Annotated in this window: 10 protein-coding genes; 8 read left to right on the top strand and 2 right to left on the bottom strand. The window is 66.9% G+C overall.

The features are described 5' to 3' along the window. Positions 1–7: 7 nt before the first annotated feature. The 3 genes from JOF48_RS01980 (at position 8) to JOF48_RS01970 (ending at position 4065) form a co-directional block, all read left to right on the top strand. The gene (locus JOF48_RS01980) at positions 8–853 is read left to right on the top strand and encodes a metal ABC transporter permease (protein ID WP_245346677.1); all 846 of its coding nucleotides are present in this window, start codon (positions 8–10) and stop codon (positions 851–853) included. A 545-nt stretch (positions 854–1398) separates the two neighbouring features. Next, positions 1399–2637: a L,D-transpeptidase gene (locus tag JOF48_RS01975; RefSeq protein WP_209676817.1), complete on the top strand. Its 1239-nt coding sequence runs from the start codon at positions 1399–1401 to the stop codon at positions 2635–2637. A gap of 177 nt (positions 2638–2814) precedes the next feature. Continuing rightward, a complete protein-coding gene (locus JOF48_RS01970) occupies positions 2815–4065 on the top strand; it encodes a L,D-transpeptidase (RefSeq protein ID WP_209676815.1) in 1251 nt (416 codons plus the stop codon). 210 nt (positions 4066–4275) lie between these two features. On the opposite strand, the gene JOF48_RS01965 is transcribed toward JOF48_RS01970, so the two are convergent. After that, a complete protein-coding gene (locus JOF48_RS01965; protein WP_209676813.1) occupies positions 4276–5079 on the bottom strand; it encodes an RDD family protein in 804 nt (267 codons plus the stop codon). Positions 5080–5129: 50 nt separating this feature from the next. On the opposite strand from JOF48_RS01965, the gene JOF48_RS01960 reads away from it, so the two are divergent. The 5 genes from JOF48_RS01960 to JOF48_RS01940 all read left to right on the top strand — a co-directional run bounded on the left by JOF48_RS01960 (position 5130) and on the right by JOF48_RS01940 (position 11713). Further along, the gene (locus tag JOF48_RS01960; RefSeq protein ID WP_209684016.1) at positions 5130–6122 is read left to right on the top strand and encodes a stage II sporulation protein M; all 993 of its coding nucleotides are present in this window, start codon (positions 5130–5132) and stop codon (positions 6120–6122) included. 10 nt (positions 6123–6132) lie between these two features. Beyond that, positions 6133–7632, top strand: coding sequence for a DUF4232 domain-containing protein (locus JOF48_RS19970; RefSeq protein ID WP_209676811.1), 1500 nt, complete (start codon positions 6133–6135; stop codon positions 7630–7632). A 237-nt stretch (positions 7633–7869) separates the two neighbouring features. Continuing rightward, positions 7870–8769 carry an SGNH/GDSL hydrolase family protein gene (locus JOF48_RS01950; RefSeq protein ID WP_209676809.1) on the top strand — a complete coding sequence of 300 codons (900 nt, stop codon included), beginning with the start codon at positions 7870–7872 and terminating at the stop codon, positions 8767–8769. Positions 8770–8863: 94 nt separating this feature from the next. After that, positions 8864–9985: a TIGR01906 family membrane protein gene (locus JOF48_RS01945; RefSeq protein ID WP_342591124.1), complete on the top strand. Its 1122-nt coding sequence runs from the start codon at positions 8864–8866 to the stop codon at positions 9983–9985. Positions 9986–10138: 153 nt separating this feature from the next. Beyond that, positions 10139–11713 (top strand): tyrosine-protein kinase domain-containing protein, encoded by a 1575-nt coding sequence (locus JOF48_RS01940; protein ID WP_209676807.1) that lies wholly within the window; start codon positions 10139–10141, stop codon positions 11711–11713. Positions 11714–11797: 84 nt separating this feature from the next. On the opposite strand, the gene JOF48_RS01935 is transcribed toward JOF48_RS01940, so the two are convergent. Continuing rightward, entirely contained in the window at positions 11798–12394 is a 597-nt protein-coding gene (locus JOF48_RS01935) for an arsenate reductase/protein-tyrosine-phosphatase family protein (protein WP_209676805.1), read from the bottom strand. Positions 12395–12420 lie beyond the last annotated feature (26 nt).

Genomic DNA, 12420 nt, shown 5'->3' with positions numbered 1-12420 from the left:
TGTGTTCATGCAGCGAGCCCTTGCCGTCACTGTGGTCGCCTCCGTTGTATGCGCGGTGCTGTCCTGCTGGCTCGTCCTGATCGGCTGGTCGCTCATGGGCGACGCCGTCTCGCACGCCGTGCTGCCGGGCGTGGTCCTGGCCTACATCGTGGGCATCCCCTTCGCCGTCGGCGCTGTGCTGTTCGGCTTCCTTGCGGTGGGCTTGATAGGGGCAGTGCGGGACACAAGCCGAGTCAAGGAGGACGCAGCAATCGGCATTGTGTTCACAACCCTTTTTGCGCTGGGCCTGGTCCTGATCTCGGTCACACCCAGTCAGACAGACCTGTCCCACATCATCTTCGGGAACCTGCTGGGGCTCAGCGATCCAGATCTTGTCCAGGTCCTGGTGCTTGGCGCCTTCACGCTGGGAATCCTGCTTCTCAAGCGCCGTGACTTCACCCTGGTTGCCTTCGACCCCACCCACGCCCATGCAATCGGCCTGAACCCACGCCTGCTTGGCGCGGTCCTGCTGGGCCTGCTGGCGCTGACTTCGGTGGTGGCGCTGCAGGCCGTGGGTGTGGTTCTTGTGGTTGCGATGCTCATCATTCCCGGGGCGACGGCGTATCTGCTCACGGACCGCTTTGGCATGATGCTCCTGCTTGCTCCGGCGATTTCCGCTGCGTGCGCCGTCGCCGGGCTCTACGCCAGCTACTACCTTGATGCAGCGTCGGGCGGCATGGTGGTGCTTGCCCAGGGCAGTGCCTTCGCTGTGGTGTATCTGCTCAGTCCGCGACACGGGCTCGTGGCCAGGCACCTGGCCAGAACCAGGCGCACGTGGGCGGCGGCCGGCACCGCATTGCAGACTACCCAGTGACCTGCCGCATCCAGTCAGACTGACATTTCTTTGAACCTTCGCTGGCAATGCTTTCGCACTGATGCGCCCAGCCGGGATTCGGGACTTGGGATGCGGAAGGTCACCCACGGACAGAAGAACGCGTGGAACCCGTTGGCACGAGAGTTTGGGGCGCATCCCCAGTCCGGAGAACCGGGCTTGCAGTCTGGTTGATGGTGGCAGTCTGAAGCAGCTCGGCTGTGAGCCCCGGGGATGGTGGGCATTCTTGCTGGATTACGGCGGTCGTTGCCGGGTGCGGTTTGCCGTGCACAGTTTCGGCGCCGTTCCACAACGCCGGCCAGTACGTCTCCGGTCAGGAGCAGGACCAGGCTGGGTTCCAGCACCGTGGGCGATGTCCCTGCGAAGCAGCAGGCCGCGGCGCAACCCTCGGTAACAGCACAGTTGCAATATCTGCGAGGCTGAAAAAATGCGCTGGCGGAGGCTGTCACGGGCGTAGGATTTGTACGTTAACGCAGCTTGGCGCACGTGCCGATCTTGTAGACCAGTGCACCTTACGGGAGTAATTGATGACCCAGCCCGACCAGAACAGGAAGCCCCGCCGGGGCCTGAAGATCGCGTTGTTCGCGGTCGTTGCCGTGGCAATTGCCACCGGCGGCGTCGGCGCGGCAACTGCACACTCCTGGCTGCCTCCGGCTTCATCCACGGCTGCACAACCCGCGTCGGCCCCGCCAACCACCCCTGCGGCGAAGCCGGTGACGCTGGCCATGGTCCCGGAAACCGGGGCCACCTTCGTCAATCCGGCGGCCGAGGTGACTGCCCTCGCTGAAAACGCCACCGTCTACAGCGCCGTGCTGAAGGAGACTGCCTCGGGGGAGTCCACCGACGGCGAGCTGTTCGTCAGCGGACGCAAATGGGTCAGCGGCGGGCCCCTCAAGTTCGCCACCGACTACACCTTCTCCGTCACCACCCAGGACGAGGCCGGAAAACTCGACACCACTGTCAGCACCTTCAGCACGGTGCCGGCGTCGAATGAGGCCGACCTGGCCATGTTCCCGGCCGCCGACTCCACAGTTGGGGTGGCGCAGCCGCTGCAGTTCACGTTCAGCGAGCCGGTGGCCAACAAGGAAGCCGTGGAGAAGGCCATCTCCATCACGGCCTCCTCCGGGCAGAAGGGCGCCTTCCGCTGGTACTCGGACACGCTGCTGCGCTACCGGGCGGAGGATTTCTGGGCGGCAAACACCAAGCTGACCGTGGACATGAAGCTCTTCGGCGTCGACTTCGGCAACGGCATGATCGGCAACTTCAACAAGACGAACGTCGTCCAGATTGGAAACCGTGTGGAGATGGTGGCCGACGCCGCCAACCTGCAGGCCAGCATCTACATCAACGGCGCGCTCGTGAAGCAGTACCCGGTGACCATGGGTGATGAGCGCTTCCCCTCCGCCTCCGGCTACCTCGTGGTGCTGTCGGACAAGCAGCGATACGCCCACTTCGTTGCCTCCACCATCGGCCTCAAGCCCGGCGACCCGGCCAACTACGGCGAGGTCGACGTCGAATACGCCACCCGGCTCACACCCAGCGGCGAGTTCATCCACCAGGCCACAGACAGCGCCGCCCCGTACCTGGGCCAGGTCAACCTGTCGCACGGCTGCATCGGCATGTCGGCCGAAGGGGCAAGCTGGGTGTTCGCCAACATGAACACCGGCGACCTCGTCCGCGTGGTGGGCAGCCCCAACGAGACCATCGCACCCACGGACGGCTTCGGCGACTGGAACATTCCCTTCGAGCAGTACGCACAGCGTTAGGGCCCTGGGCGGCGCCCACCGCGCGGCCCGGCGAGGCGCATTTTGGTTACGGAAACGTGACGCTGCAATAACTCACACCGGGACATGGCACAACAATCATGGCGTAAAATGTCTAGTTGGCGTAACATTCGCCACTGTTGAGCTTTGTGGAGAAAATCCACCGAATGGGGAGATTGCATGGCTGTGGGTAATGTGACCGGCGGGGCCCGCAAGGGCTGGCGGAACACCTTGATGTCGTTGCTCACCATCGGCATGGCGGCCACGATCGCCGCGTGTTCCGTCGTCGGCCAGGCACCCGCCGGCCCCGGTGATCCTGCAGCCTCGGCGGACGCGCCCTCCCAGGCCCCCGCCACCACCAAGCCCGCCGCCAAGCCGGCCTCCGTCAGTGTCAGCCCGGAAGACGGTGCCGACTTCGTCAACCCCGTCAGCGAGATTTCAGCCGAGGTCACCGACGGCACCGTCGTCTCCGCGATCCTGTCCGAAACCGACAGCGGAGTCGTCACCGACGGCGAACTGTCCGTCAGCGACACCAAGTGGGTTGCCGGCTCGCCGCTGAAGTTCGACATGAAGTACACCTTCAAGGTCACGGCCGTCGATGCCGGCGGAACCGAGAGCAGCAAGGTCACCACCTTCACCACGGTGCCGCCCTCGCACGAGGCCAACGCCGTGCTGTACCCCAACGCCGACGCCCAGGTCGGCGTGGCGCAGCCGCTGCAGTGGTCGTTCAGCGAACCGGTCCTTAATAAGGAAGCTGTGGAGAACGCCATAAAGGTCACCACCGCCACCGGCCAGGTCGGCGCCTTCCGCTGGTACTCGGACACCCTCCTGCGCTACCGCGCCGCCGACTACTGGCCCGCCAACACGCAGGTCAACGTGGACATGCAGCTGTTCGGCCTCGACTTCGGCAACGGCATGATCGGCAACTTCAACAAGAACTACAACGTAAACATCGGCAACAAGGTGGTCATGGAAGCCGACGCCGCCGCCCACACCGTCAACATCCTGGTCAACGACCAGGTGGTGCAGAGCTACCCGGCCACCCTGGGCGACGAGAACTTCCCGTCGGCCTCCGGCTACATGGTGCTCACCAGCGACTTCCAGCGCCACGCCACGTTCAAGGCCTCCAGCATTGGCCTGAACCCGGGCGATCCCGGCGACTACGGCTCCGTCGACGTCGAGTACGCCATCCGCCTCTCCAACAGCGGCATCTTCATCCACCAGGCCACCGAGTCGGCCCAGCCGTACCTCGGCGTCGCCAACCTGTCCCACGGCTGCATCGGCCTTGGCCCCGACGCCGCCTCCTGGGTGTTCTCCAACATGGGCCCGGGCGACATCGTCCACACGGTTGGCACGCCCAACGAGACCATCGCCCCCACGGACGGCTTCGGCGACTGGAACTTCACCTTCGAGGAATACGCCTCGCGGTAACCTGCCGCACCACTGCCGCGGGCGGCTCCTCCATGCCGGGGCAGCCGCCGGCGCATGCCGCCCTGCCCGGGACCTGCGGGCCGCAGCCGGCTGCATTCCGGCCGCAGACCCCCGCTTTTCTGATGCACGACGGCGGAGCCTCCTTGCGCTCCATGCCTGCCGCTGCGGTGGGCCCGGCGGGCAGCGGTTCTTTGGGCTGGGCGGGGCGTGCTACATGCCCGTGACGCCGTGGCTTTCGAGCCGGTCACGGAGACGTGCGGCCTGTTCCTGCGAACGGTGCATCCGGTTGAACTCGCGCTGCCTGCGCCCGGCAATCAGCGAGGACAGGAACACGGCCGGATCGGTGCCGGCCGGCGGCAGGGGAGCAACGTAACGGCTGGCCTCGTTCGCCAGCTCCACCCCGAGCGCATGCCGGGACGCCGGAGCCATCGCGTGGCCTTGGCGCAGCAGCATGGAAATGCGGCGGGCCAGGCCGTCGGGCAGCCGGCCGATGTCGGCCAGGGCAGCCCACGCCGCCAGCTGCGGTGCGACCGCCACCTGCAGCGGTGCGATCTTCGGCGCCCGCTCGCGGATGGCATAGGTGCCGGCCATCATGTCGCCAAGCCGCTTGGACTTCTCATTGAACAGCGACACCAGGCAGGCCAGCGAACCCAGCGTCATGTAAATCTCCAGCACACCCAGCAGCGCGCGGACTGTTGCGTGCCGGAAGCGGATGGAACCGCCGTCGTCCCTCACAACCCGCAGGCCCATGACCAGCTTGCCCAGGGACTTGCCTCGGCTGAGCGTCTCCACCGTGATGGGCACCACCACCAGCAGCACCACCAGTGCGGCGATCATGATGGCACCCATGGCGGCCGAATCCAGCGCCAGGGGTGCGGCGCCCAGCAGGAACAGCAGGCCAATGGCCACGGCCACGGTGGCGAACACGTCGATGGCCGTGCCGAGCGAGCGGGCGGCAAAAGAGGCGGGGCGGAGCTCCAGGACGACGGCTTCGCCGGTAATGATCGCGGACATTGTTTCAGTCTATCCACGCCGGCGTGCGCGGACGGCTATGCTAAGTGGCGATGGACATGGACGCCTTTACCTCAGTGCACGCCCCCGAGTGGTCGCGGCTGGCCGTCCTGGCCCGCCGTCGCCGCCTGACCGGCAGGGAATCCGACGAACTTCTGGACCTGTACCAGCGCGTCTCGGCGCAGCTGTCCCTGATCCGTTCGGTCGAGGGCGAGAGCACGCTTTCGGCGTCGCTGTCGGCCACGCTGGCCAATGCCCGGACCCGGTTCACAGGCGCAAGGTCCAACTTCTTTGTGGACGTGGCACGCTTCTTTACGATTTCGCTCCCGGCCGCGTTCTACCGGATCCGCTGGCTGACAGTCATCGTGGGCGCCGTTTTCGTGGTCCTTGGCACCCTGTTTGCCGTGTGGACCGCAGGGAACCCGCAAGTGCTGGCGGCCATGGGCAGTGACGCCGAGCTGCAGCAGCTCGTGGAGCACGACTTCGTCAACTATTACTCCGAGAACCCTGCCGCCTCCTTCGCCGGCGCGGTCTGGACCAACAACGCCTGGATCGCCGCCCAGTGCGTGGCATTCGGCATCACCGGCGTCTTCGTCCCGTACGCGGTGTTCTCCAACGCCCAGGGCATCGGCATGACCGCCGGCGTCATGTTCGCCCACGACCGTGGCGACGTCTTCTTCAGCTACATCCTCCCGCACGGGCTCATGGAACTGACGGCCATCTTCATCGCCGCCGCGGCCGGCCTGCGCATCTTCTGGTCGTGGGTGAGCCCGGGCCCGCGCACCCGCCTCGACTCCCTGGCGCGCGAGGGCCGCTCGCTCATCACGGTCGCCGCCGGGCTGGTCCTGGTCCTGTTCGTCTCCGGCCTGGTCGAGGCCTACGTCACGCCCAGCGCGCTGCCCGTGTGGGCCAAGATCACCATTGGTGCCCTGGTCCTGGCCGGCTACTGGACGTACACGCTGGTCCTGGGCCGCCGTGCCGTTCTTGCCGGCGAGGGCGGTGACCTCGGCGAGGACGACGCCGGTTCCTCCGTCCGCTCTGCCTGAGACTGGCGCTGTGGCGCGCTGGCGGACATGCACGGCGGCGTGCCTGGCCCTGCTGCTGGCAGTTGTGCTGTCCGCGTGCACCGCCGCGCAGCCGGGGGCGGAAGGCAAGGTGCCGCCCACGCTCTCCGAGGCCGGCCGCTCGGCCTCCGCATTTGCCCTCACCGTTGACGGCGTCGCCGCTATTGACGTCCTGTACGCCGCACCGGCCGGCGGCCAACGTCCAGTTGACGCCATGCCATACGGGACCCCGCGCTGGGCCGCCACCCTGCGCCTGACCGTGAAGCCGGGGACCGATACGGCAACGGCCATGGTCGCGGCGCGCCGGGTGGCCAATCACGTCTCCCAGTGGGAAACAGGATTCGGCTGGGCCGTCGAACTGCAGGAATGCTGCACGAAGGCCGTCTCTGCGAGAGTGTACGAGTCCCGGCCATCCGAGGAAGCCGGGATTCTCCGGGCAGGAACGGTCCGGACCTTCGCGGATGCGCGGTTGCTGGCCGCAGTTGACGGGGTGGCCGGCGTCTCCGTGGGCACCGCCGGACAGGTGGCGGCGGGGGTCGACGGCTATGCACATGTGCCGTCCGTGGCCACGGCGTTGCATGAGGGCGGCTTCGCCAATCCTGTGTTGAAGCTGCCGGACGGCAGCGCGAAATTCCAGACGGTCGAACTCAAGACCGGCAGCTACAGTGCAGGTGCCGGAGTGCTGGGGCTCATGGAACGGCTGGGCACCAACCTCCCCCTGGAATCCATGGCCGTGCTGCCCGTCGGGAATTCGGGCCCGGAATCCGGTGGCGGCCGTGCGCCGTCGAACTTTCTTCTTGAAGTCTCCGCCGGCACCATGGAGGAGGCGCAGGACCTGGAGCGGGCAATCCTGGCCGCGGACCTGGAATACGCGGCGGGGGATGCGGCAGTGCGCCACTACCGAATTCCCTATGGTGAACCGGTGGACAGCGAGTATGGCGAACCGCGCAGGGACTCCCTCTCCGGAGAACTGCGCTACGCAACGCCGCTTCCTGCGACGGACGACGTGCCCCCGGCCCCGGAACGGAAACCGGCCGCAGCGGTGGATGACCCCCTGTGTGGGCCGGGCCAGCTTGAGTGGACGGCCCAGCAGATGCCGGCACCCAGCATGGGATTCATGGGAATGTCCCTGTTTCTCTCCAATGTCGGAACGCACCCCTGCTCGGTGAATGGATACCCGGCGCTGGCGTTTGCCGATGCCGACGGTGATGCCATTCCCGTGGACCTGGCCCACGGCTTTCTTGAGGCAGGGGGGAACGTTGTGCCGTCGCCGGTTGTGATCGGTCCCGGCGGGCAGGCGCTGGCACCTGTCCAGTGGCGGACCAACCAGGTGGACGGCTATTCGCGGCTGCCGTCCTCGATGGCGGTGGAGGCGGTGTCCGGCACGGGGTTCACGGCGGCTTCGGAGCTGTTCATCACGACGAACATCATTGACGGCAGCGAGGTCAGGCTGTCGCCATGGCAGCCCGTCGAGGAGAGCCCGCTGCCGTGATTCTTCCCTGGGGCTTCGCCCCGGCCGCCAGGGGCGTGGGATGCCGTACCGGTTGTTTCTCATCAGGCCATCGTGCCGTCTGGGTGCTTCGAAACAGCAGCAGATGCCAATTTCATGATCCGCCCGGGAGTGAGACAGCAGCGCCGGGGATCGCGGGTGCTGCTGTTTCAACTGGCGAAGCCGGTCCCGGACCGCCCAAGCCCTGACAAAGCCCCGGATTGGGTGCACCATGGGGTTATGGGATTCGACGCGGGCACGGGAGCGGACAGCGGGCAGTTGCCCCGCCCGCCCCATCCGTGGCGGCGCTTTGTGGCGCTGGGCGATTCCTTCACCGAAGGCCTGGACGACCCCGAGCCGCGCAACCCCGGCGGATACCGCGGCTGGGCCGACCGCGCGGCGGAGGAACTGAGTGTGGGCGTGCCCGAGTTCTCCTATGCGAATCTCGCCGTCCGGGGCCTGCTGCTGCACGAGGTGGTGGAAACCCAGATGGGCCCTGCCCTGGCGCTGAAACCGGACCTGGTGTCCGTCCAGGCCGGCGGCAACGACCTCCTGCATCCCGGTGCGGACCCCGACAAGCTGGCCGGGATCCTGGAGGAGGCCGTCGTGCGCCTGCGCCTGCAGGACATCACGGTGGTGGTGTTTGTGGGCCCAGATGCCGGGCGGTCAACCATCATGGGACAGTTCCGCAGCAAGATTGCCGTGTTCAACGAGAACATGCGCAGCATCGCCGAGCACCACGACGCCGTTGTCGCGGACCTCTGGGCCATGACGGAGCTGCACGACCGGCGCATGTGGGGCCCCGACCGCCTCCACCCCTCCCCGCTGGGCCACCACGCCATCGCCGCCATGTTCCTGGAGACGCTCAACGTGCCGCACTCGCTGCTGCCGCTGGCCCCGAAAGAACTGCCCGGGCGCAGCTGGCGGCAGGCACGGGTGGGCGACCTCGTCTGGGCCCGCGACTACTTCATGCCCTGGGTGCTGCGTGGAATCCGCCGGGAATCTCCCACCGGCGGCTTCGGCCCCAAACGCCCCGTCGCCTCGCCCGTCCCGCTGCCCGCCAGCGGCCAGGCACCGGCAAGCGACGGCCAGGCACCGGCACCGGACAGTGGCGCGCCGGGGGAGGCAACAGGCGGTTGACGGGACAGACAGGACCCGTCATGTGGTGACAGTTTGGCATCCCCACGGGGTGGCAGTGTCCGCGCACGGCGCGCTGGCGGTATCGTTTCGACTTGTGAGCGAGAATTCAATGCCCCAGGACCCAGCCCGGAACGCCGACAGCGAGACGCCCACGGTGGCCGGTGCCGCCGTCGTGCCCGGAAAGGATGCGGCCCCGGCGCCTGCAGCGCCAAAGATCAAGCTCGACGGCGCCTCCGCCTCCCAGCCGATGCGCCCCGCAGCCAGGCTGCCGAAGCTGCCCGGGGATGACGAGGCGCCCACCACTGCCATCCCCGCACCGGCCGGGCCGGGCGACAAGTGGACGCAGCCGCTTGCCGGCGTGGCCCCGCAGCAGCAGCCGGCCCCCGCAACGGCCCCGGAGAAGCCGGCCGACACGTCGATGCTCTCCATGCGCCCGCCCGCCGAGGAGGTCGCCAGGCGCCAGGCGGCGATGGAGAAGGCCGCCAACACCAAGCCCGTGCTGACGCGGGTGTTCCAGGTGCTGCTCGCCGTGTTCTACCCCGTGGTGCTGCTGGTGCTGGCCATCAGGGTCGTCACCTCCAACGTGTTCCTGTGGGTGGAATACCACCGCCCCGGCTTCCCTGCCGACTCCTTCGGCTTCAGCACCGAGGACCGGGTCACCTACGGCTCCTACACCGTGGACTACCTGCTGAACTTCGCCCCTCCGCGCTTCCTGGGCGGCCTGGTGGACAAGATCGGCAACCCGCTGTTCCTGGACCGCGAGGTGGGGCACATGGCGGACGTGAAATCGGTCATTGTCATGGCGTTCATTGTGGGCCTGGTGCTGGCCGCGGTCATGGTGGTGGCCATGGTCTACCTGGCCCGCCGGACCCGCGGCGGCATCCGCCGCGGACTGTTCGCCGGATCCATCGCCACCCTGGCCGTGATTGTCGGGCTGGGCGTCTTTGCCGTGACCGGGTGGGAGGCGTTCTTCACTGAATTCCACAAGATCTTTTTTGCCGACGGCACCTGGACTTTCTACACTGACGACACCTTGATCCGGCTGTTTCCGAGCCAGTTCTGGATGGACGCGGGGATCTTTATCGGGGTGTTTGTGCTGGTGGTTTCCTCACTGACACTGGCCTTTACCTGGCCCACAAAGGAGCGCCGCCACGCCGCCGGAAAAACCGGGAAATCGGCCGGAATCGGCGCACCGAGCGGCCGCCGCGCCGCGTAGTTCCGGGAATAAAAGTAATGTGACGCACACTTCATTAAAATTTGACGGCAGCGTGAATGGCTGTTTCTGTTAGACTTTTTTAGTATTCTATTGCCGAAAGTTTGGATTGACTTGGAAGACGAGCAACTAGGTGGCCCGGAAAAGTCCCTCGACATGAGGGACTATGTACGGGTTTTCCGGCAGCATTGGTTGGGGGTTGTTGCGCTAACGCTCATCGGCATATTGTGCAGTGCGGGGTGGCTGCTGTTCCAGCAACCTGTCTACTCCGCGACGTCCGTGGGGTACGTTTCCGTCCCCGGCGGCGACAACATGGGTTCGGCCCTGGCAGGTGACAACCTGGCAAAGTCGAAGGCCACGAGCTACGCCAGCTTCGCCAGCTCCAGGCCCGTGGCGGAATCCGTGATCGGCGCCCTGAAACTGGACATTGCCCCGGACGAACTGCTGACCCAGGTCACGGTCACCGCGGCCAAGGACACCGCACAAATCAAGATTGAGGCCTCCGCAGACACGGCCCAGCAGGCGCAGGCACTGGCCAACGCCTGGGTGGTCTCGCTCGCCGAACAGGTCAAGATCCTTGAATCGGCGCCGAACCCGGCGGACCCCAACGCGGTTCCCCTGGATTCCATCATCAAGGTGGTGCCGCTGGGCGACGCCCCGCTGCCGTCCGCGCCGTCCTCGCCGAACAAGAAGATGACGCTGGTCATTGGTGCACTTGCCGGCCTGATTGCCGGCGTCGCCTACGCCCTGATCCGCAACCACCTGGACCGGCGGATCCGCTCGGTTGAGATGGTTGAAAAGGCCACCGGAGCCTCCGTGGTGGGCACCATCCCAGTGGATGAGCGCCTCCGCGGCAGCCGCCACGTGGTGGAAAGCGGTGTCATTGACCACTCCTCCACGGAGGGCTACGCCATGAGCGAGGCCCTGCGTGAACTGCGCACCAACCTGCACTACATGAATGTGGACAACCCCCCGCGCGTCATCGTCATCACCAGTTCGGTGCCGGGTGAGGGCAAGTCCACCATTGCAGCCAACCTCGCCGTCACCATCGCGGCCACCGGCCAGCGCGTCATCCTGATCGACGGCGACCTGCGCCGCCCCGTTGTGGCGGAATTCTTCGGCCTGGCCGGGGGAGGCGGGCTCACCGACATCCTCAGCGGCCAGGCCACCCTGAACGACGTCCTGCAGGTGTACCGTCCCGTGCCCACGCTGGCCGTGCTCGGTGCCGGGCGCATCCCGCCGAACCCCAGCGAACTGCTTGGCTCCATGGCCATGAAGCGGCTGCTGGAGCGTTTGTCCGAGGATGCCGTGGTGCTGATTGACGCCCCACCGCTGCTGCCCGTCACGGATGCCGCCATCCTGGCCCGCTCCACCGACGGCGCACTGGTGGTGGCAGGTGCCGGCAAGACCTCCATCGATGAACTCGTCAAGGCCGTTGCGTCACTGGAAAAGGTCAGCGCACCCCTCCTGGGCGCCGTGCTGAACCGGGTGCCCACCACCGGCAGCCAGGCCGCAGGCTACGGCTACTACGGCAAGGGCTACTACTACCACCAGGACGCCGCCAAGGGCAAGAAGGCTGCCCGGCCCAAGCCGGCGCGTCCGGCCAGGGCGGCGGCGGAACGCGTGGAGAGCTACACCGACGAGGGCCTGGACCGTGAGGCCGCCTTCGACGAACTGCTGAACCCGAACACCGGCGAGGCACCCACCCGGCGCGTAACGCGCAGCCGGTAGGGGCTCCTGCAGCACCGCATCAATGCTTGAACCAGAAGGACCCGCCAGCCCCAGGGGCTGGCGGGTCCTTCTGCTTGGGCCGCGCTACGGCTGGCGGGCGCCCCAGGTCTCGAACGCCATGATCTCTTCCACGGCCGGCAGGATTTCCTCCACCATGCGGCGGTGGGTTTCAGGGCTGCGGCGGTAGGGATCCACGACGTCGTCTCCCGCCTCCGACGGCTGGCTGGCGGAACGGTAGCTGGCCGCCAGGGCCGGCAGGGCCTCCCAGCGCGCCTGCACGGCGGCGGGGGCGGAGCCGCGGATGACTTCCGGGCTGTTGTCCTTGCGGATGGTGCGCAGGATCCGGGCAAACTCGACGAGTGTGAAGGCGCGCTTCAACATGCGCGGGCTCATGCGGATGACGGAGTCGCGGTGCTCAACGGTCATGGCCAGGACCAGGTTGGTCTCGGCCAGCATCGCAGGGCTCAGCTGCCGGGAGACGAACTGCGAGCTGCTGCCGCCAAAGGAGGCCAGGAGCTCCGCCGATTCCTCTTCCATGCCGTCGCCGGCCAGGGCGGCCGTTCCGGCGCTGGACACCGCGAACTGGCCCGGGTGCACGGCCTCCATCTCACCCTGCAGCATCCGCTCGGCGAACGGCGAGCGGCAGATATTTCCCGTGCAAACTGTCAACAAATGAATCATGAATTGATCATAGCCGCCACGGCTAT

It is taken from the genome of Arthrobacter stackebrandtii (genome assembly GCF_017876675.1).
Lineage (GTDB): Bacteria > Actinomycetota > Actinomycetes > Actinomycetales > Micrococcaceae > Specibacter > Specibacter stackebrandtii.
Note: the sequence above shows the minus strand (reverse complement) of the source record. Positions and strands in the feature narration are given on the sequence as shown.

What these genes read in the sequence shown, in the direction of transcription:
- JOF48_RS01980 (WP_245346677.1), top strand. Translation starts at nt 8, where the DNA reads ATGCAGCGAGCCCTTGCCGTCACTGTGGTCGCCTCCGTTGTATGCGCG.
- JOF48_RS01975 (WP_209676817.1), top strand. Translation starts at nt 1,399, where the DNA reads ATGACCCAGCCCGACCAGAACAGGAAGCCCCGCCGGGGCCTGAAGATC.
- JOF48_RS01970 (WP_209676815.1), top strand. Translation starts at nt 2,815, where the DNA reads ATGGCTGTGGGTAATGTGACCGGCGGGGCCCGCAAGGGCTGGCGGAAC.
- JOF48_RS01965 (WP_209676813.1), bottom strand. Translation starts at nt 5,079, where the DNA reads ATGTCCGCGATCATTACCGGCGAAGCCGTCGTCCTGGAGCTCCGCCCC.
- JOF48_RS01960 (WP_209684016.1), top strand. Translation starts at nt 5,130, where the DNA reads ATGGACATGGACGCCTTTACCTCAGTGCACGCCCCCGAGTGGTCGCGG.
- JOF48_RS01950 (WP_209676809.1), top strand. Translation starts at nt 7,870, where the DNA reads ATGGGATTCGACGCGGGCACGGGAGCGGACAGCGGGCAGTTGCCCCGC.
- JOF48_RS01940 (WP_209676807.1), top strand. Translation starts at nt 10,139, where the DNA reads ATGAGGGACTATGTACGGGTTTTCCGGCAGCATTGGTTGGGGGTTGTT.
- JOF48_RS01935 (WP_209676805.1), bottom strand. Translation starts at nt 12,394, where the DNA reads ATGATTCATTTGTTGACAGTTTGCACGGGAAATATCTGCCGCTCGCCG.